Source organism: Rhodanobacter sp. DHG33, assembly GCF_014843005.1.
GTDB lineage: Bacteria > Pseudomonadota > Gammaproteobacteria > Xanthomonadales > Rhodanobacteraceae > Rhodanobacter_A.
This window is the reverse complement of the sequence record NZ_JACYXM010000008.1, coordinates 14,209-35,303: the sequence shown is the minus strand read 5'-3', so window position 1 is coordinate 35,303 and position 21,095 is coordinate 14,209. Positions and strand designations below refer to the sequence as shown.

Annotated in this window: 25 protein-coding genes; 20 read left to right on the top strand and 5 right to left on the bottom strand. The window is 67.5% G+C overall.

Features of this window, described 5'->3' with window-relative positions; all coding sequences use genetic code 11:
- Positions 1–9: 9 nt before the first annotated feature.
- A complete protein-coding gene (locus tag IHE46_RS14920) occupies positions 10–903 on the bottom strand; it encodes a LysR family transcriptional regulator (protein WP_192165461.1) in 894 nt (297 codons plus the stop codon).
- A gap of 103 nt (positions 904–1,006) precedes the next feature.
- Between IHE46_RS14920 and trpB the strand changes: the two genes are divergently transcribed.
- Together trpB and trpA are read left to right on the top strand one after the other, a co-directional pair.
- Positions 1,007–2,218, top strand: a complete 1,212-nt coding sequence (trpB, locus tag IHE46_RS14915) for a tryptophan synthase subunit beta (protein WP_192165460.1) — start codon at positions 1,007–1,009, stop codon at positions 2,216–2,218.
- Complete coding sequence (trpA, locus tag IHE46_RS14910; protein ID WP_192165459.1) at positions 2,215–3,015, top strand: tryptophan synthase subunit alpha; 801 nt, start codon at positions 2,215–2,217, stop codon at positions 3,013–3,015. Before trpB ends, trpA begins: the two co-directional genes overlap by 4 nt.
- A 10-nt stretch (positions 3,016–3,025) precedes the next feature.
- Here the strand turns inward: trpA and IHE46_RS14905 are convergent, their stop codons facing one another.
- Positions 3,026–3,886: a helix-turn-helix transcriptional regulator gene (locus IHE46_RS14905; RefSeq protein WP_192165458.1), complete on the bottom strand. Its 861-nt coding sequence runs from the start codon at positions 3,884–3,886 to the stop codon at positions 3,026–3,028.
- 82 nt (positions 3,887–3,968) lie between these two features.
- Between IHE46_RS14905 and IHE46_RS14900 the strand changes: the two genes are divergently transcribed.
- The 3 genes from IHE46_RS14900 (at position 3,969) to IHE46_RS14890 (ending at position 6,292) form a co-directional block, all read left to right on the top strand.
- Positions 3,969–4,859 carry an SDR family oxidoreductase gene (locus IHE46_RS14900; RefSeq protein ID WP_192165457.1) on the top strand — a complete coding sequence of 297 codons (891 nt, stop codon included), beginning with the start codon at positions 3,969–3,971 and terminating at the stop codon, positions 4,857–4,859.
- Positions 4,860–4,935: 76 nt separating this feature from the next.
- Positions 4,936–5,805: an acetyl-CoA carboxylase, carboxyltransferase subunit beta gene (gene accD / locus IHE46_RS14895; RefSeq protein WP_192165456.1), complete on the top strand. Its 870-nt coding sequence runs from the start codon at positions 4,936–4,938 to the stop codon at positions 5,803–5,805.
- Between the two features lie 85 nt (positions 5,806–5,890).
- Positions 5,891–6,292 (top strand): hypothetical protein, encoded by a 402-nt coding sequence (locus IHE46_RS14890; RefSeq protein ID WP_225563091.1) that lies wholly within the window; start codon positions 5,891–5,893, stop codon positions 6,290–6,292.
- 331 nt (positions 6,293–6,623) lie between these two features.
- Here the strand turns inward: IHE46_RS14890 and IHE46_RS14885 are convergent, their stop codons facing one another.
- The 3 genes from IHE46_RS14885 to IHE46_RS14875 all read right to left on the bottom strand — a co-directional run bounded on the left by IHE46_RS14885 (position 6,624) and on the right by IHE46_RS14875 (position 9,167).
- A complete protein-coding gene (locus IHE46_RS14885; protein ID WP_192165455.1) occupies positions 6,624–7,181 on the bottom strand; it encodes a phosphatase PAP2 family protein in 558 nt (185 codons plus the stop codon).
- A complete protein-coding gene (locus tag IHE46_RS14880; RefSeq protein WP_192165454.1) occupies positions 7,150–8,310 on the bottom strand; it encodes a glycosyltransferase family 1 protein in 1,161 nt (386 codons plus the stop codon). The genes IHE46_RS14885 and IHE46_RS14880 overlap by 32 nt, the downstream gene beginning before the upstream one ends.
- A 95-nt stretch (positions 8,311–8,405) precedes the next feature.
- Positions 8,406–9,167, bottom strand: coding sequence for a transporter (locus tag IHE46_RS14875; protein ID WP_192165453.1), 762 nt, complete (start codon positions 9,165–9,167; stop codon positions 8,406–8,408).
- A gap of 29 nt (positions 9,168–9,196) precedes the next feature.
- Between IHE46_RS14875 and gltX the strand changes: the two genes are divergently transcribed.
- The 15 genes from gltX to hisF all read left to right on the top strand — a co-directional run bounded on the left by gltX (position 9,197) and on the right by hisF (position 21,029).
- Complete coding sequence (gene gltX, locus IHE46_RS14870) at positions 9,197–10,597, top strand: glutamate--tRNA ligase (RefSeq protein WP_192165452.1); 1,401 nt, start codon at positions 9,197–9,199, stop codon at positions 10,595–10,597.
- A 25-nt stretch (positions 10,598–10,622) separates the two neighbouring features.
- The gene (locus IHE46_RS14865) at positions 10,623–10,901 is read left to right on the top strand and encodes a hypothetical protein (RefSeq protein WP_192165451.1); all 279 of its coding nucleotides are present in this window, start codon (positions 10,623–10,625) and stop codon (positions 10,899–10,901) included.
- 27 nt (positions 10,902–10,928) lie between these two features.
- Entirely contained in the window at positions 10,929–11,444 is a 516-nt protein-coding gene (locus IHE46_RS14860) for a transcriptional repressor (RefSeq protein WP_192165450.1), read from the top strand.
- Positions 11,445–11,509: 65 nt separating this feature from the next.
- Positions 11,510–12,022 carry a MerC domain-containing protein gene (locus tag IHE46_RS14855; protein ID WP_192165449.1) on the top strand — a complete coding sequence of 171 codons (513 nt, stop codon included), beginning with the start codon at positions 11,510–11,512 and terminating at the stop codon, positions 12,020–12,022.
- A gap of 23 nt (positions 12,023–12,045) precedes the next feature.
- Complete coding sequence (locus IHE46_RS14850; protein WP_192165448.1) at positions 12,046–12,744, top strand: SDR family oxidoreductase; 699 nt, start codon at positions 12,046–12,048, stop codon at positions 12,742–12,744.
- 61 nt (positions 12,745–12,805) lie between these two features.
- On the top strand, positions 12,806–13,777 hold the full coding sequence (locus IHE46_RS14845; RefSeq protein ID WP_192165447.1) for a cation diffusion facilitator family transporter: 972 nt from the start codon (positions 12,806–12,808) through the stop codon (positions 13,775–13,777).
- A 75-nt stretch (positions 13,778–13,852) separates the two neighbouring features.
- Positions 13,853–14,014: a 30S ribosomal protein THX gene (locus tag IHE46_RS14840; protein WP_077483554.1), complete on the top strand. Its 162-nt coding sequence runs from the start codon at positions 13,853–13,855 to the stop codon at positions 14,012–14,014.
- A gap of 234 nt (positions 14,015–14,248) precedes the next feature.
- Entirely contained in the window at positions 14,249–14,584 is a 336-nt protein-coding gene (locus tag IHE46_RS14835) for a YerC/YecD family TrpR-related protein (protein WP_192165446.1), read from the top strand.
- On the top strand, positions 14,581–15,474 hold the full coding sequence (gene hisG, locus IHE46_RS14830) for an ATP phosphoribosyltransferase (RefSeq protein ID WP_192165445.1): 894 nt from the start codon (positions 14,581–14,583) through the stop codon (positions 15,472–15,474). Before IHE46_RS14835 ends, hisG begins: the two co-directional genes overlap by 4 nt.
- Before the next feature lie 13 nt (positions 15,475–15,487).
- Positions 15,488–16,795, top strand: coding sequence for a histidinol dehydrogenase (gene hisD / locus IHE46_RS14825; RefSeq protein WP_192165444.1), 1,308 nt, complete (start codon positions 15,488–15,490; stop codon positions 16,793–16,795).
- Positions 16,792–17,868 (top strand): histidinol-phosphate transaminase, encoded by a 1,077-nt coding sequence (gene hisC, locus IHE46_RS14820; protein ID WP_192165443.1) that lies wholly within the window; start codon positions 16,792–16,794, stop codon positions 17,866–17,868. The genes hisD and hisC overlap by 4 nt, the downstream gene beginning before the upstream one ends.
- Positions 17,865–18,932: a bifunctional histidinol-phosphatase/imidazoleglycerol-phosphate dehydratase HisB gene (hisB, locus tag IHE46_RS14815; RefSeq protein ID WP_192165442.1), complete on the top strand. Its 1,068-nt coding sequence runs from the start codon at positions 17,865–17,867 to the stop codon at positions 18,930–18,932. The genes hisC and hisB overlap by 4 nt, the downstream gene beginning before the upstream one ends.
- Positions 18,932–19,522 (top strand): imidazole glycerol phosphate synthase subunit HisH, encoded by a 591-nt coding sequence (hisH, locus tag IHE46_RS14810; RefSeq protein WP_192165441.1) that lies wholly within the window; start codon positions 18,932–18,934, stop codon positions 19,520–19,522. Before hisB ends, hisH begins: the two co-directional genes overlap by 1 nt.
- On the top strand, positions 19,519–20,247 hold the full coding sequence (gene hisA / locus IHE46_RS14805) for a 1-(5-phosphoribosyl)-5-[(5-phosphoribosylamino)methylideneamino]imidazole-4-carboxamide isomerase (protein ID WP_192165440.1): 729 nt from the start codon (positions 19,519–19,521) through the stop codon (positions 20,245–20,247). The genes hisH and hisA overlap by 4 nt, the downstream gene beginning before the upstream one ends.
- On the top strand, positions 20,241–21,029 hold the full coding sequence (gene hisF, locus IHE46_RS14800; protein ID WP_192165439.1) for an imidazole glycerol phosphate synthase subunit HisF: 789 nt from the start codon (positions 20,241–20,243) through the stop codon (positions 21,027–21,029). The genes hisA and hisF overlap by 7 nt, the downstream gene beginning before the upstream one ends.
- The last annotated feature ends 66 nt before the right edge of the window (positions 21,030–21,095 follow it).

The window sequence follows — 21,095 nt, the reverse complement described above, 5'->3', positions numbered from 1 at the left end:
CGCCCGTTTTCACGCCTCGGCCAGCTCGCGGCGCAGCCAGTCCGCCAACGCGGCAAGCCGCGCATCGTCGGTGCGCCGCGTCGAAACCAGCGCCCAGCACGCGGAGGTCTCGCGGAATCCCCAGGGTGCGAGCAGTCGCCCGTTGACGAGGTCGTCAGCCACCAGCGGCTGCGGCGCGATGGCCACGCCCAGTCCTGCCGCGGCGGCTTCCAGCAGGAAGTAGAGATGGGGCAGGGCCTGGGTTTGTTGTAACGACTCGGGCGGCAGGTCCATGGCGCGTGCCCATTCCGGCCATGCCTGCGGGCGTGAAGCGGTATGCAGCAATGGTTCGTCGCACAGCGCGCTGGCGGGCAGTTCGCGCAGGCGGTCGGCACCGGGGTAGCGCGGGCTCAGCACGGGGCCGATGCGTTCGGGCGCCAGCTCATGCACCTGCCAACTGCTTGGCCAGGGCGGCGCCGCCAGCAGCAGGGCGGCATCCACGCTGGCCAGGTGGTCGACCACGGGTTCTTCCTGTACGGCCAGGTGCAGGGTCAGCGCGGGCAGTTCGTGGCGCAGGCGCTCCAGCCGCGGAATCACCCAGCGCGCCAGCACGCTGCCGGAGCAGCCGAGCACGCAGGCCGCAGTGGCGCGCTTGTTCCGCAACTGCAGCCAGCCTTCCCGCAACTGCCCGAACGCGACGCTGCATTGCTCGCGCAACTGCTGGCCGGTCGCGGTGAGTGCGACACCGCGTCCCTGGCGCACGAACAGCGGCTGCCCCAGGGCTTCTTCCAGGGCGCGAACCTGCCGGCTGACGGCGCCATGGGTGACGTGCAATTCCTGCGCGGCCAGGCTCATGCTGCCCAGCCGCGCGGCGGCCTCGAAGGCGCGCAAGGCATTCAACGAGGGCAGGTCGCGATCCGACATGCTGTGAGTCTAACTCAAGTATCAGGGCGATCTTTTCGCTTTTTCACCAGAGAACTAGGCGCTAAGGTGTGAGCCTGTCGCCGCATCTTCCTTTGGAGTTCCCATGCCCGAGATCCGGGATTTCCACGCCTTTCCCGACGCCCAGGGCCGCTTCGGCCAGTTCGGCGGCAGCTATGTCGCCGAAACCCTGATGGCGCCGCTGGCCGAACTGACCGAGGCCTACCTGCGCCTGCGCCAGGATCCGGCCTTCATCGCCGAGCTCGACCGCGACCTCACGCATTACGTGGGCCGGCCCAGCCCGGTGTATTTCGCCGAACGATTGACCCGGCACGTGGGCGGCGCGCGCATCCTGCTCAAGCGGGAGGACCTGAATCACACCGGCGCGCACAAGATCAACAACACGGTGGGCCAGGCGCTGGTGGCGCGGCACATGGGCAAGACCCGCATCATCGCCGAGACCGGCGCCGGCCAGCACGGCGTGGCCAGCGCCACCGTGGCGGCGCGGCTGGGGCTGCAGTGCGTGGTCTACATGGGCGCCACCGACATCGAGCGCCAGAAGATCAACGTCTACCGCATGAAGCTGCTGGGCGCCGAGGTGGTGCCGGTGACATCCGGCTCGAAGACGTTGAAGGACGCCTTGAATGAGGCGATGCGCGACTGGGTCACCAACGTGGCCGACACCTTCTACATCATCGGCACCGTGGCCGGGCCGCATCCGTATCCGCTGATGGTGCGCGACTTCAACGCCATCGTGGGCCGCGAGGCGCGCACGCAGTTGCTGGAGCAGTACGGCCGCCTGCCGGACGTGCTCACCGCCTGCGTGGGCGGTGGCTCCAACGCGATCGGCCTGTTCCATGCCTTCCTCAACGATCGCGAGGTGCGCATCGTCGGTGCCGAGGCGGCGGGCGAAGGCATTGCCACCGGGCACCATGCGGCTTCGTTGGCGGCGGGCCGTCCCGGCGTGCTGCACGGCAACCGTACCTACGTGCTGTGCGACGACGACGGCCAGATCACCGAGACGCATTCGGTGTCGGCGGGCCTCGATTATCCCGGCGTCGGTCCCGAGCATGCCTTCCTCAAGGATGCCGGCCGCGCCGACTACGTCGGCGTCACCGACGACGAGGCGCTGGAAGCCTTCCATCTGCTGGCGCGCACCGAGGGCATTCTTGCCGCGCTGGAATCCAGCCACGCGGTCGCACAGGCGGTCAAGCTGGCGCGCGAATATCCGAAGGACGGCATCGTGCTGTGCAATCTTTCCGGCCGTGGCGACAAGGACGTGCACACGATTGCCGCACGCGAAGGAGTGCAGGTATGAATCGCATCGACCGCCGCTTCGCCGCGCTGAAGTCCGCCGGCCGCACCGGGCTGATTCCCTTCGTCACCGCTGGCGACCCGTCACCCGAACATGCGGTGGCGCTGATGCACGCACTGGTCGAGTCCGGCGCCGACGTGATCGAGCTGGGTGTGCCGTTCTCCGACCCGATGGCCGACGGCCCGGTGATCCAGCACGCCAGCGAGCGCGCCATCGCCAAGGGCGTGGGCCTGGGCGACGTGCTGGGATGGGTCGCCGAGTTCCGCCGCCGCGATGCCGATACGCCGGTGGTGCTGATGGGTTACCTGAACCCCATCGAGATCCACGGCTATGAGCGCTTTGCGACTGAAGCCGTGCAGGCTGGCGTCGATGGCGTGCTGCTGGTGGACTGCCCGCTGGAAGAATCCGAGGTGCTGGCGCCGCTGCGTGCGGCTGGTCTTGCACAGATCCTGCTCGCCGCGCCCACCACGGCGCCGGATCGCCTGTCGAAGCTGTGCGCCGCTGCCGAGGGTTTCCTCTACTACGTGTCGTTCGCCGGCATCACCGGGGCGGCGCGATTGAGCACCACGGACATCGCCGCACGCGTGGCGGATGTGCGCGCACATGCGAAGGCGCCGGTGGCCGTGGGCTTCGGTGTGCGCGATGCGGAAAGCGCGAAGGCCATCGCCGGTTTCGCCGATGCGGTAGTTATCGGCAGCGCGTTGGTGGAAAGGCTGGCGGGAGCGGTCTCGTCCGAGGACGTCGCCGGACGCGTGGCCGCGTTCCTGCAACCCGTGCGGAAGGCGCTCGACGCGCGCTGAACAGCGTCGGTCAGCGGCCTTCCCGCGCACGGATCAGTTCGCGGATCCTGGCCGCGTCCTCCGGTGTGGCCGGGTTGTACACCACCATGCCCAGGTCGGGCCGGCCGTCGACCGAGAAAGACGAGTACTCCAGCGCGATCTCGCCTGCCTGCGGATGGGTCAGTTGCTTGCGGCCTCCGCCGAAGTGGCGCACGTCGCTGTCGCGCCACATGGCGGCGAACTCGGGGCTTTGCCGTTCGAGCTCGTCGATCAGGATGCGCACGCCTTCCGACGCGCCTGCACCCGTGCGCGTCACGTCGGCACGGAACACCGCCACCACGGAACGCGCCACGCTTTCCCAGTGGTGCTGTGCCGCGCGCACATGCGGGTTGAGAAACATCAGGCGCAGCACGTTGCGCTGTTCGGGCGCTAGCGTACCGTAGTCGGTAAGCGCCGCGGCCGCCGCGCGATTCCATGCCACCACATCCCACGTGGTGGTCTTGATCAACGCCGGGCTGGATTCCAGTGCGTCCAGCACGCGCTGCAAGCGGGGCGCTACATCGCCGGCGGGCTGGAAACGGACTTCCGGAGGGTGACCCAGGGCGAGCAGGAACAGGTGCTCGCGCTCGACTTCTTCGAGCTTCAGCGCGCCGGCGATGCGCTCGAGCGCATCGGGCGAGGGCGCGCCGCCGCGCCCTTGTTCCAGCCAGGTGTACCAGGTCACGCTGACGTGGGCGCGTTGCGCCACTTCCTCGCGCCGGAGTCCTGGCGTACGGCGCCGTTCCAGCGGCAGGCCCAGCGTTGCCGGATCGAGCTTCGCACGCCGGGCTTTGAGGTAGGCGCCCAGCGCGTTCGGTTCCGTGTTCGGCAGTGGCTTCCTGTTAGTGCTCATACCCGTATGACGTCACGGCTTCATCGCCAGGAGGAGGGGGCTGATAGTAGCGCCCATTCCATTCGCGGCAGAGGGCAACTCCATGCGTGTATTCGTTACTGGCGCCACCGGCTTCATCGGCTCGGCCATCGTCGCGGAGCTGCTCCGCAACGGTCACCAGGTGCTCGGCCTGACAAGATCGGAAGCCGGTGCTCAGACCTTGGCTTCAGCCGGCGCTGAGGCACATCGAGGCGACCTCGAGGACTTAGACAGTCTGCGTCGCGGCGCGGCCCGGTCGGACGGCGTGATCCACTGCGCCTTCGATCACGACTTCTCCAACTTCGTGGCCAATTGCGAGAAGGACAGCCGTGCCATCGCGGCATTGGGTTCCGCGCTCGCCGGCTCGGATCGACCCCTGGTCATCACCTCCGGTGTCGGCATGGGGAGCCCGGGACATGGAGAGCCTGCTACCGAGGACGTTTTCAATCTCGAGCATCCGAATCCACGCAAAGCCTCGGAACTGGCCGCCAGCACGGTGGCTGCGGACGGAGTCAACGTGTCGGTAGTGCGCTTGCCGCAGGTGCATGACACGGCCAGACACGGGCTCATTACCTATGCCATCGCAACGGCGCGCGAAAAAGGCGTTTCCGCCTACGTGGGCGATGGCAGCAACCGCTTCTCGGCGGCGCACGTCCTCGATGTGGCGAATCTCTACCGGCTCGCCCTGGAGAAGAGCGAGCCCGGTGCTCGCTACCACGCGGTGGCCGAGGAAGGCGTGGCGTTCCGCGACATCGCCGAAGTCATCGGCCGCGGATTGAATGTGCCGCTGGCCTCGTTGTCGCCGGAGGAGGCCGCAGCGCATTTCGGCTGGCTGGGGATGTTCGCCGGGCTCGACCTGACGGCTTCCAGCGCGCAAACCAAGGCGCGGCTGCACTGGGCGCCTGCCGGCCCCGGGCTGACCGAAGACCTCGAACGCCATTTCCGGCCCCGTTGACGGAGCGCACCACACGCCTGCGTCCGGTGCCGCGGGCGATCTCGGCTAGAATGCCAGCTTCACCAGAGGCGTCGCTATGAACTGGCTGCAGAAAATCATGAACCCGCGTGCGCACACGCAAGGCTCTGGCGCAGGCAAGGGCAAGGTGCCCGAAGGCGTGTGGGAGAAGTGCGCAGGTTGCGGTTCGGTGCTGTACAAGCCGGAGCTGGAGCGCAATCTGATGGTCTGCCCCAAGTGCGGGCACCATCACGCCATTCGTGCCCGCACGCGCCTGCTCGCGCTGTTCGACGAAGGCTCCACGCAGGAGCTGTGGCCCAGCATGGAGGCCACCGACCCGCTCAAGTTCCGCGACTCCAAGAAGTATCGCGAGCGCATCATTGCCTCGCAGAAGGCCAGCGGCGAGAAGGACGCGCTGGTCGCGATGAGCGGTCGCCTGAAGGGCCGGCCCCTGGTCGCCACTGCGTTCGAGTTCGGTTTCGTCGGCGGCTCGATGGGTTCGGTGGGCGGCGAGAAGTTCGCCCGTGCGGGCGAGCGCGCGCTGGCCGAGAAGAGCGCGCTGGTGTGCTTCGCCGCCAGCGGCGGCATGCGCATGCAGGAAGGCCTGTACTCGCTGATGCAGATGGCGAAGTCTTCCGCCGTGTTGGCCAAGCTGCGCGATGTCGGCGTGCCCTACATCAGCGTGCTGACCAATCCGTCCACCGGCGGCGTCTCCGCCAGCCTCGGCATGCTGGGCGACATCAACATCGGCGAGCCGAAGGCGCTGATCGGCTTCGCCGGTCCGCGCGTGATCGAGCAGACTGTGCGCGAAACGCTGCCTGAAGGTTTCCAGCGCTCCGAGTTCCTGGTGGAGCACGGTGCGATCGACCTGATCGTCGACCGCCGCGAGATGCGCGACAAGCTCGCCGACCTGCTCAACCTGTTGCAGAAGGCGCCGCGCGCAGCGTGACGTTTCCCGTTATTGCGTGACGCGATGCCGCCGTCGGGCGGCATCGTCGCTTTTGCGCAAGGTGCAAGCCTTGCGGGAAGAGTGCATGCTGCCCGTGGCCCCGATTTCAACGGAGGGATTTTCGATGTTCAGGAATCTGATCCCAAAGATCTTCTACGACCATTTGCAGGACGGGTTGGAGTTCTTCGTCGGCGGCCTCGGATTCGAGATCCTCTATCAGGATGGAGACATGGCCGTCGTCGCCCGCGATGGTGCGAAGGCCTATATCGTCGAAAGTCCCGAGTACGCCGCAAAGGATCGCCCGGAGCTTGCGGTGGAAACAGACTGCATCGACGAGATATTCAAGGAAATGTCTTCCCGCGCGCCGCAGCTCCTGCATCCCAACTCGCGCAGCGTTTCGCTCAGGCCGTGGGGTGCGCGCGAGTTCGCCATGCTGGACAAGACGACGGTTTGCGTGGTTTTCCGTGAGTGGCCGAACGCAGGCTGATAGGTCGCGAAACTGGGCGGAGCGCAGCGTCTACGATACGCGCCGTTTCGTCTCATCCGTTCGATGCGCAAAGCGCGATGCCGCCTGTGGGCGGCATCGTCGTTTCCGTCGCACGGTTTTCCACAGCCGATGTGGATGTCTGCGGAACAAAGTTGTGGACAAACCGGGTTCACCGCTTTGGCGACAAGCACTTGGCACACGCTGATGAATTTCTGCGCAGCGCATGGCAGGTTTTCCACAACAAGTGTGGACGCCCATGGGCACAGCCTGTGGATAGGTGTCGCAAGTGCTTGAGCGCACAACGGTGCGCGACGCGATGCGCAGATCTTGCTCAGACCAGCATGGTCGAGGCGTGCACCAGCCACAGCGACAGGCCGCCCAGCGCGCCGCCGATGCCGATGGCGGCGAGCACGTCGCTGGGATAGTGCAGGCCGAGGATCACGCGCGATGCGGCGATCAGTGCGGTGAAGGTCAGCAGCAGCGGCGCCAGCACCGGATACCAGGCCAGCGCCACCATGGTGAAACCCACCGCCTGCAGGGTGTGGCCGGACGGGAAGCTGAATTCGTCCAGCGGCGGCACGTGCGCGATCACGCCAGGGCAGGCGCGGAACGGGCGTGGCCGGCGGGTGTACCGCTTCAGCACGCGGTAGAGCCACAGGGCAGTCAGCCCGGTGACTGCCATGTGCGCGGCGGCGAACAACCCGCGCCGGCCATCCATGACGGCCAGGGCCAGCATCAAGGCATACCAGAACATGCCGTTGCCGAGCCGGCTGACGGTGCCGAAGAACACGCCCACGGCGCGGCGCGTGCCCCAGCGGTTTGCCGCCACGCAGACGCGGCGGTCGAAGGCGATGGTTCTAGGCATGGACGACGACGGTATCGTGTTCATGGTGCTGCTCCTCGGCCAGTTCGCGCAGCAGGGATTCGAATTCGCGGATCACCTGATCCGGCGACAGGCGTGCCATGCTCTCGTGCGCACGGCGGCCCATGTGACGGATCAAACCCGGGTTGCCGGCCATCGTGGTGGTGGCCGTGACGAATGCATCGGCGTCGCCCGACGCGATGCAATAGCCGTTGTAGCCGTCGCGCAGATGCTCGCGCGCGGCGCCTTCGCGGTAGGCGACCACCGGCACGCCGCAGGCCAGCGCCTCGAGGATCACGTTGCCGAAGGTTTCGCTGAGGCTGGGGAAGGGGAACAGGTCGGTGCTGGCGACGTGCCGCGCCAGCGCGTCGCCGCGTTGCATGCCGGCGAAGATGAAGTCCGGATTGGCTGCCTGCAGTGCGGCGCGCGCGGGGCCGTCGCCCACCCACACGTAGCGCATCATGGGTTGCTGCCGTTGCGCGAGGCGGAACGCCTGCACGGCGAGGTCGAGGTTTTTCTCTGCCGCGATGCGGCCCACGTAAAGCATCACCGGCGTGCCGGCATCGACACCCCATTGCGCGCGCAGCGCCGCATCGCGTTGGCCGGGATGGAAGAGCTGCGTGTCCACCGCGCGGCGCAGCAGGCGTGCGTTGTCCACGCCCAGTTCGGCAAGTTCGCGCGCCAGCGCGTCGGTGGGGACGAGGGTGGCGCGGGCGCGGTTGTGGAAGCGGCGCAGATGGCCGCGCACCAGCGGCGTCAGCCAGCGCAGGCCGTAATGCCCGACGTAGCTGTCGAAACGCGTGTGGAAGCCGGTGGCCACCGGGATGCGCAGGGCATTGGCCGCGCGCAGGGCCGAGCCGCCCAGCGGGCCTTCGGTGGCGACGTAGATCGCGTCGGGGCGTTCCTGCGTCCAGCGTTCGCTCAGGGTCTGCCCGGCAGGGAGGCCGAAGCGCAAGCCGGGGTAGCGCGGCAGCGCCGCGCCGCGCGTGAGCACGGTTTCGAACTGCGGGTCGGCCACGCTGGGTCGCGTCTGCCGCGGCCGCACCACCTCGATGGCGTGGCCACGGGCGGCAAGCCCGGTGGCGAGGCCGTTCACGGTGAGCGCGACCCCGTTGATCTCCGGCGGCCAAGTTTCGCTGACGATGCCGATGCGCATGACGCTTGCCTTCGCGTGACCCTGCATGCAGCTTCGCGCAATGGCTTTGCGTGCCGGTGGCGGATATGTGACGGGAGGATGACGGGCGGCAAGTCTCAGTGGCCGAAATACACGGCCACGCCGAGGCCCGCCTCCCATTCGGGCGCCGCGCCATCGAGACGGTGGCGCATGCTGGCATCCAGTTGTACGCGCGGCGTGAGCATCCAGACCAGGCCTGCGCCGGCGCGGCTGCCGTGACCCGAGCCGGCGGTGTCCATGACGTCGAATTCCACATAACCCCCGAATCTGGGCGTGAATGCGTAGCCGTCGTTGACGGCCAACTGGCGGCTGTCGTGGCCGTCGCTGCGCACGTTTTCCAGATACAGCGCGGCGCCGTTCCGTTCGTCGAGTTGCCAGTTGAAGGCAGCACCGAGCAGGTACTGGCGGTGCGGACTGCGGAAGTCGCTTGCGCCGTCGGTGAACTCCACGCTGCCCAGCAGCCCCCATGTGAAGTTGCCGCGCGCAGGCAGCGCGAATTTGAGGGCCAGGGTGCTGTCGCCGCGTCCGTAATCGATCGCGCCGGCTTGGCTTAGACGGTTGTACGAGCTGCCGAGCTGCAATTCCAGCGAATGGCCGATGCCCAACCGAAACAGACTGTCGGCGGTGTATTGCGCGCTGCTGCCGCCGCTGTCGCGGACCAGGCTCCAGTCCGGCAGACCTTGTTCCACGGTGATGTCGCCGCTGCCCAGCACGACTGGCGTGAAGCCGATGCCGGGGCGGTCGTAGCCGGGGTTGTCCAGCGCCGACGCGGTGGTGGCGAAGCAGGCCAGCAGTAATGCCGCCATGCCGAGCCGGCTGTGGTATCGGCTAAAATCCATGGTTTCTCCGTAGCACTCCCAGCATGCCAATGACCGTCCGCACCCGTTTTGCCCCCAGTCCCACCGGTTTCCTGCATATTGGCGGCGCACGCACCGCCCTGTATTGCTGGCTGGAGGCGCGGCGCCGCGGTGGCGAATTCCTGCTGCGCATCGAGGATACCGACCGCGAGCGCTCCACCGACGAAGCCGTGCAGGCGATCCTGGACGCGATGGCCTGGCTCGATCTCTCCGCCGACGAGGCTCCGGTCTACCAGACCCACCGCCTCGCACACTACAAGGAAGTGGCCGATCGCCTGCTTGCCGAGGGTAAGGCGTATTACGCCTACGAGAGCAAGGAGGAGATCGAGGCGATGCGCGAGGCCGCCATGGCCAAGGGCGAAAAGCCCCGCTACAACGGCTACTACCGCGACCGCAACGAGCCGTACCGCGAGGATCCGAACCGCGTGATCCGCTTCAGGAACCCGCTGGAAGGCTCGGTAGTGTTCGAGGACAAGGTGAAGGGGCGCGTGGAGTGGGCCAATGCCGAACTCGACGATCTCGTCATCTTCCGCTCCGACGGCTGGCCCACCTACAACTTCGCCGTGGTGGTGGACGACATCGACATGGGCATCACCGAGGTGATCCGTGGCGACGACCACGTCAACAACACGCCGCGCCAGATCAACATCTACCACGCGCTGGGCGCGGCCGTGCCGGAATTCGCGCACCTGCCGATGATCCTCGACAAGGAGGGCAAGAAGCTCTCCAAGCGCACCAATTCGGTGAGCGTGATGGAGTACCGGGAGGAGGGCTACCTGCCGCACGCCATCCTCAACTACCTCGTGCGTCTCGGCTGGTCGCACGGCGACCAGGAAATCTTCTCTCGCGAGGAGATGGTCAGGCTGTTCGATGCCGCCGACGTCAACAAGGCCGCCTCGCGGTTCGACACCGAGAAGCTCAATTGGCTCAACCAGCATTACCTCAAGACGGACGATCCCTCGGCGCTGGCTGCCGAGTTTGCCTGGCATCTGGATCGAGCCGGCATCGACGTTGCGCACGGTCCGCAGCCTGCCGATGTGATCGTGGCCCTGCGCGATCGCGTGCACACGCTGAAGGAAATGGCCGAGCGCGCGAAGATCTGGTACGGCCCCATCACCGAGTGGGACGACAAGGCCGTCGCCAAGCACCTGAAGAACGACAGCGCGGCCGCCGTGCTGGAAGCGGCGAAGACGCTGCTGGCCGGAGTGGAGTGGCGCCCCGAACCCATCCATCAGGTCATCGAGCAGGTGGCCGCGAAGCTGGAGCTGGGCATGGGCAAGATCGCCCAGCCGCTGCGCGTGGCGATCACCGGCACGCAGGTGTCGCCGTCGATCGACCATACCCTCTACCTCTGCGGCCGCGACGAGGCGCTGCGGCGCATCGACCACGCGCTGACGCTGGCGCGCGGCTGAGTCCGGCGGGCAGGGCGGCCGCGACGTGGACGAACTGCTTGCCCGCGCAACGCATGGCGTCGACCTGGATTCGCCCGGCGCGTTCTGGCAGGTGTTCCTGAACCTGTGGGCGATGATGCCGTGGACAGCGCTGTTCTGGTGGAACCTGCTGTTCGTGGCGGTGGGGGCGTTGCTGGGCTGGTGGCGTGGCCGCCTGTGGCAGGGCGTCGTGTGGGCCCTGGTGCTGGGGCCGATAGGCTGGCTGGTGGTGTGGCATCGCCCGCGTGCCCGGCCGCGCGTCGAGCCGCCGCCGCTGCGGCGCTGAGCCATTGCATCTGCCGGGTTCGGGCGCATGTATGATCTCTCGGGAAGGAGAGTTCACTTGGCCCATGACGCCGCCAGCAAGCCGCACACCCATCATTCGCACCCGCACGATGCGAAGAGCTTCGTGCGCGAGGTGGCGCACGTCAGCGAAGAGCGCGGCCTGCGCCTGACCCCGCTGCGCATGGAAGTGCTGGAACTGGTTGCTGCTGCGAACAAGCCGGTGAAGGCCTACGACCTGCTCGACCAGTTGCGCGAACGCCATGGCAACGCGGCGCCGCCTACGGTGTACCGCGCCCTGGATTTCCTGCTGGAACAGGGCTTCATCCACAAGCTGTCGTCGATCAACGCCTTCGTTTCCTGCCATCACCCGGCCGAGGCGCACCAGGTGCCGTTCCTGATCTGCGACGTCTGCTCCGGTGCCGAGGAGGTCTGCGACCCGCGTGTGGCCGAGCTGATCGAGGTGCAGGCCAAGGCGCTGGGTTTCCGCGCCCAGGCGCAGACCCTGGAAGTGCACGGTGTGTGCAAACGCTGCCGCAAATCCTGAGTCGGCCCTTGGCCGGCGGCATCGTCGCTTGTGCGGCACGAGTGTTATAAAGTAACATTTCAGCCATGGACAGGATTGGAAGCTCCGCCAATACCGACAGCGTGCTGCTGCAGCCTGTGGCCACGGGCGCTGCCGTCGTGGGCGAAGTGGCGGAATCCTCGCGCTGGTGGCATCTGGCCGATCGCGTGGGGGCGGCGGCTTCGTTCCTGTGCGCCATCCATTGTGCGCTGCTGCCGTTCGTGCTCACGGTGTTGCCGTTGCTCGGGCTGGAGTTTCTCGCCGGGCACCGCTTCGAGCGCAACTTCGTGCTGTTCGCCTCTTCGCTGGCACTGTTCGCCCTGGTCGGCGGCTATCGCCGGCATCATCAAGCGTTGCCGCTGCGGCTTGCCGTGCCGGGGCTGCTTCTGCTGGTGCTTGGGGTCGTCTGGGTGTCGGAAGGGCAGCACCTCATCGTGCATAGCGTGATGGTGACCTGCGGCGGCCTGCTGGTGGCCTCGGCGCATTTCGTCAACCTCTATATCGACCGCCGCCATGCGCATGCCGACACGCATGTGCACGGTCCGCAGTGCGCGCACTGAGCGCCATCGGAAGCGCGAAGACCATGCCAACTGCTGCCACGATCCTCATCGTCGGTGCGTCGCGCGGGCTGGGCGCCGCCTTGGCGGCCGGATTCCTTGGCCGTGGATGGCATGTCATCGGCACGGTCAGATCGGGCTCCCGAACCGAGCTGCATGGCCTGGCGGAGAAGCACCCGGGCCGCGTCCGGATCGAGATGCTGGACATCGACGAGGCGGAGCAGATCGCCGCCCTGCGCAGGCGCCTCGCTGGCAGCACGCTCGACATTCTGTTCGTGAACGCTGGAACCACAACGCGCGATCAGCACATGCATGTCGGCGACGTGTCCACGGAAGAATTCGTCCGCGTGATGGTGACGAACGCGCTCGGTCCCATGCGCGTCATCGAGGCGCTGCAGGACCTCGTGCCGGCGGATGGGTTGATCGGCGCGATGTCGTCCGGGCAGGGCAGCATCGCGAACAACGAAACCGGTATGCGCGAGGTCTACCGCGGCAGCAAGGCTGCGTTGAACATGTTCATGCGCAGCTTCGCGGCGCGCGAGGCACCGAACCCGCGCGCCATGGCGGTGCTCGCTCCAGGCTGGATCCGTACCGACCTGGGCGGCCCCGAGGCACCTTACACGGTCGAGGAGAGCGTGCCGCTGCTGGTCGATCTGCTGATCGCCAAGCGCGGTGTGCCTGGCCTGCAGTATCTCGACCGTTTCGGCCAGGTCGTTCCGTGGTGAAGGCGCGCGCGAGGCCGTGCGGTGATTGTGTAACGCCACCGGCGTTTCCTAGCATTTGCGCATGAGCAACGTGCATTCCTGTCAACACGATCATCCGCATTCGCGCGCCACCGATGCGCGCGGTCACGGTCACGACCATGCGGTGCAAGCCGATCCGCGCGGCCGCAAACTCCTGGTCGCTTTCGCGCTGACCACGATCACGATGCTGGCCGAGATAGTCGGCGGCGCGTGGTCGGGCTCGCTGGCGCTGCTTACCGATGGCGGCCACATGATGGTGGACGCGCTGGCGCTGCTGATGGCCTACGTCGGCGCGCGTCTCGCATTACGGCCGGCCGATACGCGGCGCACCTATGGCTACGGGCGCATGGAGGTGCTGGTCGGCTTCGTCAATGCCATCAGCCAGTTCGTGTTGGTGGGCTGGGTGGCGTGGGAGGCCGTCCAGCGGCTGCTGCATCCGGGCGAGATCCTGTCGGGCATGATGCTGGTAGTGGCCCTCGTCGGCCTGCTGGTGAACGTGCTGGTGCTGCGCAGCCTGCATGGGCATTCGCACGACGACGTGAACCTGGCCAGCGCCAGCCTGCACGTGCTGGGCGACCTGCTCGGTTCGGTGGCGGCGGTGCTCGCGGCATTGGTGGTCCGCTGGCTGGGCTGGCTCTGGGCCGACCCGGTGCTGTCGCTGCTGGTGGCCGTGCTGATCCTTGGCAGCGCGTGGCAGCTGTTGCGCCGTTCGGCGCACATCCTGCTGGAAGGCGTGCCTGAGGGCATGGACAGCGCCGAGGTGGAAGCTGCGTTGAATGGCGCTGATCCCGCGATCCGGGGCATCCATCATCTGCACGTGTGGCAACTGGCTTCCGGTTCGCGCATGGCCACCCTGCATGCCGAATTGCACGATCAAGGCGATGCCGCGCAGGCGTTGCGCGCGATCAACCGGCTCCTGCAGGAGCGCTTCGGCATCCAGCACGTCACCGTGCAGATCGACCCCGAGGATTGCCTGGACCAGCCGCAGGGCTGTGCCGGCCACGGCCACGGCTGAGTCCCGCGCCGGCTATGGCACCGTCGCCGGCGCTGCTATCATTGCGAACCATCATGTATTCCTGAGGAGATTCCCATGGGCAAGGGCGATCGCAAGACCCGTCGTGGCAAGACCTACCGCGGCAGCTACGGCAATACCCGCGTGCACGGCGCCCAGCCGGCCGTGGTGGGCGCCAAGCCGACCGTGACCAAGCCGGCCGCCGCGAAGAAGGCCGCGCCGAAGAAGAAGTCGGCCTGAGTCGATTCCTCGGCGTGTCATGAAGAACCCCGCCTGGTGCGGGGTTTTTTCTTGGCTGCGATTCGCGGAAAAAGGCCCCTGGAGTCGTCGATGCGGTACCAGGGACCGGTACCGCCAATGTTCCCGTGCTCCGGATAGTGATGTTTCGCTGAATGCAGCCGGTGGGTGGCGGGTTGCGAAGGGCGTCGGCACGTCCTACAATCGCGTTCCAATGTACTAACGCGTTAATACATTATGAAACGTCGATCGCTGGACCCCGAGACACCCGCCGAGTCGGCCGAGCAGAGCCTGTGCCTGGCCCTGTTGTCGCTGAAGGACGAATCCGAGATGGAGGCATTCCTGCGCGACCTCTGCACTCCGGCCGAACTGGAGGTGCTGGTGGATCGCTGGCGCGTGGTGCCGTTCCTGCTGGAAGGCGTGGCCTACCGCGAGATCCACGAGCGCACCGCGGTGAGCATCACCACCATCGGCCGCGTGGCGCGCTTCCTCAACCAGGGCAATGGCGGCTACCTTGCCGCGGCGGCGCGTGCCTCGCGCCGCCGTGCCACTGCGAAGAGGGCTCGCGCATGAAGCCCCGCGACCGCCTGCGCATCGCGATGCAGAAATCCGGTCGGCTGACCGAGCCGGCGCTGGAGCTGCTCAAGCGTTGCGGCCTCACGTTCCGGCAAAGCCGCGACAAGCTGTTCTGCTTCGGCGAAGGCGAGCCGGTGGACCTGCTGCTGGTGCGCGACGACGACATTCCCGGCCTGATCGCGCAAGGCGTGTGCGAGCTGGGCATCGTGGGGCGCAACGTGCTCGACGAATTCCGCCTCACCGACGGACGCGGGCAGGAGCCGCTGGCCGAGCTGCGCCCCTTGGGCTTCGGCCGCTGCCGGCTGTCCATCGCGGTGCCGCAGGAATCCGCCTACCGCGAACCGGCGCAACTGGCCGGCCAGCGCATCGCCACTTCGTATCCGGGCCTGCTTGGCGCATGGTTGCGCGAGCATGGCGTCGACGCCGGCGTGGTGACCCTGGCCGGCTCGGTGGAAATCGCGCCGAAGCTGGGCACGGCGGATGCGATCTGCGACCTGGTGCAGAGCGGCGGCACGCTGGTGGCGAACCAGCTGCGCGAGGCCGACGTATTGCTCGAAAGCGAAGCGGTGCTGGCCGGCCCGCAGAATCTGCCGGCGGACGAGCGCGGCGATCTGGTCGCACTGCTGCTGAAGCGTCTCGACGGCGTGATCCAGGTGCGCGAATCGCGCCTGCTGCTGCTGCAGACCCCGCGCGCCACGCTGGAAGCGGTGACCCGGTTGCTGCCCGGCGGCCCGCAGCCCACCTTGTTGCCGGTGGCCGGCCAGCCCGACCAGCTGATGCTGCAGGCGCTGTGCGCGGGCGAGGTGAGTTGGCGCCAGTTGGAGGAGATCAAGAAGGCCGGCGCGCGCGAGATGTTCGTCCTTCCCGTGGAGAAGATGCTTGCATGAAAGGCCAGCTGCCATGAATTGGATCGACTGGGATCTGCTTGACGAGCCGGGCCGCGGCGCTGCGCTGGCGCGGCCAGCGCAGTCGCGCGCGGCGGAACTGCGCGAAGGCACGGCCCGCATCATCGCGGACGTCCGCACTCGCGGCGACGAAGCCCTGCGCGAACTGAGCGCGAAATACGACCGCTGCGCACTGGCGGAACTCGAAGTTACCGAAGCCGAATTTGCCGAGGCCGAAGCGTCGCTGGCTCCCGACTTGAAATCGGCGATCCGCGAAGCCGCCGGTCGCATCGAAGCCTTTCACCGCGCTGCCGCGCCGCAGGCTGTGGGCGTGGATACCGCGCCTGGCGTGTGCGTGGAACGCATGCTGCGTCCGATCCAACGTGTGGGCCTGTACGTCCCGGCAGGCAGCGCGCCGCTGCCTTCCACCGCGCTGATGCTGGGCGTCCCGGCACGCATCGCCGGTTGCCGCGAAGTGCTGCTGTGCTCGCCGGCGCGCACCGATGGCCGTTGCGACGCGGCGGTCTTGTATGCGGCACGCCTCACCGGCGTGCACAAGGTGTTCAAGCTGGGCGGCGCGCAGGCCATCGCCGCGATGGCCTATGGCACGGCTTCCGTGCCGAAGTGCGACAAGCTGTTCGGACCCGGCAACGCATGGGTCACCGAAGCCAAGCTGCAGGTGTCGTCCGAGCCGGACGGCGCGGCCATCGACATGCCGGCGGGTCCATCCGAAGTGCTGGTGATCGCCGACGCGGAAGCCAATCCGGTTTTCGTCGCTGCCGACCTGCTGTCGCAGGCCGAACACGGTCCGGATTCGCAGGTAGTCCTGGTCAGCGAGTCCGCTGCGCTGCTGGATCGCGTCGAGATGGAAGTCGAGCGCCAATGTGCCGAGCTGCCGCGCGCGGGCATCGCCCGGCAGGCGCTGGCGCAGAGCCGCCTGATTTCCGTGTCGTCGCCCGCGCAGGCGGTTGAAGTGAGCAACCGTTATGCGCCTGAGCACCTGATCCTGCAGGTGGCTGCGCCGCGCGCGCTGTTGTCCGGCATCGAGAGCGCCGGCTCCGTATTCCTTGGTGCGTGGACGCCCGAGTCGGTGGGCGACTACTGCAGCGGAAGCAACCACGTGCTGCCCACCTACGGATACGCCCGCAGCTACAGCGGCGTATCGGTGGCCAGCTTTCAGAAACAGATCACCGTGCAGGAGCTTTCGGCCGACGGGCTGCGGGCCATCGGCCCATGCACCGCCACGCTGGCGGCTGCCGAGCAGCTTGAGGCGCATCGCCGCGCGGTGACTTTGCGATTGGCCGAACTGGAGGCGACGAAATGAGCGTGCTCGATCTTGCGCGGGCGGAAATCCGCGCCTTGCAGCCGTATTCCTCGGCGCGCATGGAAGCCAGCGGCGGTCAGCTGCTGCTCAATGCGAACGAATCGGCGTGGGCGCCGACCGGCGACGTGGGCACGGGCTGCAACCGCTATCCGCAACCGCAGCCGTCGGCGCTGGTGGATGTGCTGGCGCGCCTGTACGAAGTGCGCCGCGAGCAGTTGCTGGTGGGCCGCGGCAGCGACGAAGCCATCGACCTGCTGGTGCGGGCGTTCTGCCGCGCAGGGCGCGACGCGATCCTGATCCAGCCGCCGACCTTCGGCATGTACGCGGTAAGCGCGCGCATCCAGGATGCGGCCGTGATCGAGGTGCCGTTGCGCGGCGACTTCACGCTGGACGTGGATGCCGTGCTTGCTGCGGTCACCGATGCGGTGAAACTGGTGTTCGTCTGCACGCCGAACAATCCCGCCGGCAGTGTGGTGCCGCGCGGCGACATCGAGCGCCTGGTGCGGGCGCTGGACGGACGCGCACTGTTGGTGGTGGACGAGGCTTATGTGGAGTTCGCGGACGAAGGCAGCGTGGCCGACCTGCTGGAACGCTACGACAACCTTGCCGTGCTGCGCACGCTCTCCAAAGCCTGGGCGCTGGCAGGCGCGCGCATCGGTTGCCTGCTCGCGCACCCGGACGTGATCGCATTGCTGCGCCGGATCATGCCGCCGTATCCGTTGCCCCTGCCCAGCGTGGACGCGGCCCTGCTCGCGCTGTCCGGTTGGGGCCAGGCGAATGCCCGTGCGCACATCGACGTGGTGCGCAGCGAGCGTGCGCGCATGCGTGCGGCGCTGGCCCGACTGCCGGGCGTACGTGGCGTGCTGCCGTCGCAGGCGAACTTCCTCACCGTGCGTTTCGACGATGCCGAGGCCGCGTATCGCCGCCTCTTCGACGCCGGTATTGTGGTGCGCGACGTACGCCGCTATCCGGGCCTGGGCGACGCGTTGCGCGTCACCGTCGGTACGCCGGCAGACAATGCGCAGGTGCTGGCCGTGCTGGCCAGTTCGGCGACGGTGCGGGGCGCGGCATGAGCGGACGCAAGATCCTGTTCGTCGACCGTGACGGCTGCCTGATCGAGGAGCCGCAGGACGAGCAGATCGACAGCTACGAAAAGCTGGCGCTGTTGCCCGGCGTGATCGCCGCGCTGCAGCGCTTCGCCGCCGCGGGCTACGAACTGGTGATGGTGACCAACCAGGATGGCCTCGGTACGGCGAGTTTTCCGGAGGCGGATTTCCGGGGGCCACATGAGTTGCTGTTGCGCATCCTGTCCTCGCAGGGCATCCGTTTCCGTGAAGTGCTGATCGACCGCAGTTTCCCGCACGAGAGCCTGGATACGCGCAAGCCCGGTACCGGCCTGATGCGCGGTTGGCTAGCTGATGACAGTTGGAGCCGCGCGGCTTCCGCGATGGTGGGCGACCGCGAAACCGACTTGAAGTTTGCCGCGAACATCGGCGTGCGCGGCCTGCGCGTGGGGCCGCAAGGCATGGCATGGGGCGAAGTGGCGCACTTGATGCTGGATGCGCCGCGCATCGCCGAAGCGGTACGCAATACCAAGGAAACCCGCATCCGCGTGCGCGTCGACCTGGACAAGGTGGCCGAGCCGAAGGTGCACACGGGGCTCGGCTTCTTCGACCACATGCTGGAGCAGATCGGCAAGCACGGCGGTTTCGCGCTGGAACTTTCCTGCGACGGCGACATTCACATCGACGAACATCATACCGTCGAGGATTGCGCGCTGGCGTTGGGGCAGGCGTTGAAGCAGGCGCTGGGCGACAAGCGCGGCATAGCCCGCTACGGGTTCTGTCTGCCGATGGACGAGAGCGCGGCGGAGGCCAGGCTGGATCTTTCCGGGCGACCGTATTTTGTGTTCGAGGGCCATTTCCCGCGCGAACGCGTGGGTGAAGTGGCAGTGGAAATGGTGCCGCACTTCTTCCGTTCGCTGTGCGAAACGCTGGGTGCGAACCTGCATCTCGCGGTGCGCGGCGACAACGCGCACCACATGGTCGAAGCCTGCTTCAAGGTGGTGGCGCGCACGCTGCGCCAGGCGATCCGCCGCGAAGGCGACGAATTGCCCAGCACCAAGGGAGCGCTGTAATGGCCGTGGTGCTGGTCGATGCGGGCGGCACCAACATCGGCTCGGTGCGCTACGCACTGCAGCGCCTCGGCGTGGATGCGGCGCTGACCTCCGATGCCGCGACGATACGCGCTGCCGACAAGGTGATCCTGCCCGGCGTGGGCGCGGCGGGCCCGGGTATGGCGCGACTGCGCGAGCTGGGCCTGGTCGAACTGATGCGCTCGCTGACTCAGCCGGTGCTTGGCGTGTGCCTGGGCATGCAGCTGCTCTGCGCGCACTCGGAGGAGGGCGATACCGAATGCCTTGGCCTGATCCCGGCCACGGTGCGCCGCTTCGCCGAACAGCCTGGTCTGCGCGTGCCGCACATGGGCTGGAATGATTTATCGGCCCGGCGCCAGCATCCCCTGCTGAGAGACCTGGCCGAAGGCGAGCAGGCGTATTTCGTGCACAGCTATGCCGTGCCGGTGAACGAGTGGACCCTGGCTTCGGCGAATTACGGCGAACCGTTTTCCGCCGTGATCGCGCGCGGCAACTTCCACGGCATGCAGTTCCACCCCGAGCGCTCCGCCGCCGTCGGCGCCAGGCTCCTCAAGAATTTTCTCGCCCTATGACTTTTGCCGTGATTCCCGCCATCGACCTGCGCGGCGGCCGCGTGGTGCGCCTGAAGCAGGGCGACTACGCACAGCAGACTACTTATTCGGACGATCCGCGTGCCGTGGCGCAGCGTTATGCCGAGGCCGGCGCGCGCTGGCTGCACCTGGTCGACCTGGATGGCGCGCGTTCGGGCAGCCTCGACAATCTCGCGGTGATCGAGGCCATCGCCCGTGACGGCATGCAGGTGCAAGCCGGCGGAGGGGTGCGCGAGGAGGCCGATCTGCAGCGCCTGTTCGATGCCGGCGTGTCGCGCGTCGTGGTGGGCAGCGTGGCGATCCGCGATCCCGCGCGCGTGTCTGGCTGGCTGGAAAAGCACGGTGCCGAACGGCTCACGTTGGCGCTCGATACCCGCAATATCGAAGGCCGCTGGACCTTGCCCAGCGCGGGCTGGACCGAGGCGGAAACGCGCACGCTGGACGAACTCGCGCCGTGGTACGCCGCGCGCGGCGCGCGCCATCTGCTGTGCACCGATATCGAACGCGACGGCATGCTGGCGGGCTTCAATCTCGACTTGTACCGGCACCTCGCCGGCACCGTGCCGCAACTGGCGGTGCAGGCCTCGGGCGGTGTGCGTTCGCTGGACGACATCCGTGCGGCGCGCGAAGCCGGCGCACGCGGCGTGATCCTCGGACGCGCCTTGCTGGAAGGCCGCTTCACCGTGGCGGAGGCACTGGCATGCTGAGCCGGCGCATCATTCCCTGCCTCGACGTGCGCGACGGCCAGGTGGTCAAGGGCGTGCGTTTCCGCGACCACGTGGCGATGGGCGGTATCGTTGATCTCGCGCTGCGCTACCGCGACGAAGGTGCCGACGAGCTGGTGTTCTACGACATCACCGCCAGCCCGGAGGGGCGCAGCGTGGACCGCGGCTGGGTGGAGAAGGTGGCACGGGTGATCGATATCCCGTTCTGCGTGGCCGGCGGCATCCGTTCGGTGGACGATGCGCGCGCCGTGCTGCATGCAGGCGCGGACAAGGTGTCGGTGAACTCTCCGGCGTTGGAACGCCCGGAGCTGGTCGCCGAACTGGCGGCCGCCTTCGGTGTGCAGTGCGTGGTGGTGGGCGTCGATTCGCTGCGCGACGCCGACGGCGAATGGCGCGTACGCCAGTACACCGGCGACCCGTCGAAAACGCGCGCCCTGGCGCGCCGCACCCTCGACTGGGTGGCCGAGGCGCAGCGCCTGGGTGCGGGCGAGATCGTGCTCAACTGCATGGGCAGCGATGGTGTGCGCCAGGGCTACGACCTCGAACAGCTCAATGCAGTGCGTGTGCTGTGCCGCGTGCCGCTGATCGCCTCGGGCGGTGCCGGCGCCATCGAGCATTTCCGCGATGCCTTCGCCGAAGCCGACGTGGACGGCGCGCTCGCCGCAAGCGTGTTCCATTCCGGCGCCATCGCGATTCCCGGACTCAAACGTTACCTGCACGAACAGGGTGTGGCCGTGCGCCTTGGTCCATGCGATCGTCCTTGATCGCGAAAGCCGGACGGATGGCCATCCACGGCCGCACTCTTTACGCTTGCACCACAGGACATCCAT

Bases quoted from the DNA above. Each gene is read 5' to 3' on its own strand.
- IHE46_RS14920 (WP_192165461.1), bottom strand. From the start codon at position 903: ATGTCGGATCGCGACCTGCCCTCGTTGAATGCCTTGCGCGCCTTCGAG.
- trpB (WP_192165460.1), top strand. From the start codon at position 1,007: ATGCCCGAGATCCGGGATTTCCACGCCTTTCCCGACGCCCAGGGCCGC.
- trpA (WP_192165459.1), top strand. From the start codon at position 2,215: ATGAATCGCATCGACCGCCGCTTCGCCGCGCTGAAGTCCGCCGGCCGC.
- IHE46_RS14905 (WP_192165458.1), bottom strand. From the start codon at position 3,886: ATGAGCACTAACAGGAAGCCACTGCCGAACACGGAACCGAACGCGCTG.
- IHE46_RS14900 (WP_192165457.1), top strand. From the start codon at position 3,969: ATGCGTGTATTCGTTACTGGCGCCACCGGCTTCATCGGCTCGGCCATC.
- accD (WP_192165456.1), top strand. From the start codon at position 4,936: ATGAACTGGCTGCAGAAAATCATGAACCCGCGTGCGCACACGCAAGGC.
- IHE46_RS14890 (WP_225563091.1), top strand. From the start codon at position 5,891: ATGCTGCCCGTGGCCCCGATTTCAACGGAGGGATTTTCGATGTTCAGG.
- IHE46_RS14885 (WP_192165455.1), bottom strand. From the start codon at position 7,181: ATGAACACGATACCGTCGTCGTCCATGCCTAGAACCATCGCCTTCGAC.
- IHE46_RS14880 (WP_192165454.1), bottom strand. From the start codon at position 8,310: ATGCGCATCGGCATCGTCAGCGAAACTTGGCCGCCGGAGATCAACGGG.
- IHE46_RS14875 (WP_192165453.1), bottom strand. From the start codon at position 9,167: ATGGATTTTAGCCGATACCACAGCCGGCTCGGCATGGCGGCATTACTG.
- gltX (WP_192165452.1), top strand. From the start codon at position 9,197: ATGACCGTCCGCACCCGTTTTGCCCCCAGTCCCACCGGTTTCCTGCAT.
- IHE46_RS14860 (WP_192165450.1), top strand. From the start codon at position 10,929: ATGTATGATCTCTCGGGAAGGAGAGTTCACTTGGCCCATGACGCCGCC.
- IHE46_RS14855 (WP_192165449.1), top strand. From the start codon at position 11,510: ATGGACAGGATTGGAAGCTCCGCCAATACCGACAGCGTGCTGCTGCAG.
- IHE46_RS14850 (WP_192165448.1), top strand. From the start codon at position 12,046: ATGCCAACTGCTGCCACGATCCTCATCGTCGGTGCGTCGCGCGGGCTG.
- IHE46_RS14845 (WP_192165447.1), top strand. From the start codon at position 12,806: ATGAGCAACGTGCATTCCTGTCAACACGATCATCCGCATTCGCGCGCC.
- IHE46_RS14840 (WP_077483554.1), top strand. From the start codon at position 13,853: ATGGGCAAGGGCGATCGCAAGACCCGTCGTGGCAAGACCTACCGCGGC.
- IHE46_RS14835 (WP_192165446.1), top strand. From the start codon at position 14,249: ATGAAACGTCGATCGCTGGACCCCGAGACACCCGCCGAGTCGGCCGAG.
- hisG (WP_192165445.1), top strand. From the start codon at position 14,581: ATGAAGCCCCGCGACCGCCTGCGCATCGCGATGCAGAAATCCGGTCGG.
- hisD (WP_192165444.1), top strand. From the start codon at position 15,488: ATGAATTGGATCGACTGGGATCTGCTTGACGAGCCGGGCCGCGGCGCT.
- hisC (WP_192165443.1), top strand. From the start codon at position 16,792: ATGAGCGTGCTCGATCTTGCGCGGGCGGAAATCCGCGCCTTGCAGCCG.
- hisB (WP_192165442.1), top strand. From the start codon at position 17,865: ATGAGCGGACGCAAGATCCTGTTCGTCGACCGTGACGGCTGCCTGATC.
- hisH (WP_192165441.1), top strand. From the start codon at position 18,932: ATGGCCGTGGTGCTGGTCGATGCGGGCGGCACCAACATCGGCTCGGTG.
- hisA (WP_192165440.1), top strand. From the start codon at position 19,519: ATGACTTTTGCCGTGATTCCCGCCATCGACCTGCGCGGCGGCCGCGTG.
- hisF (WP_192165439.1), top strand. From the start codon at position 20,241: ATGCTGAGCCGGCGCATCATTCCCTGCCTCGACGTGCGCGACGGCCAG.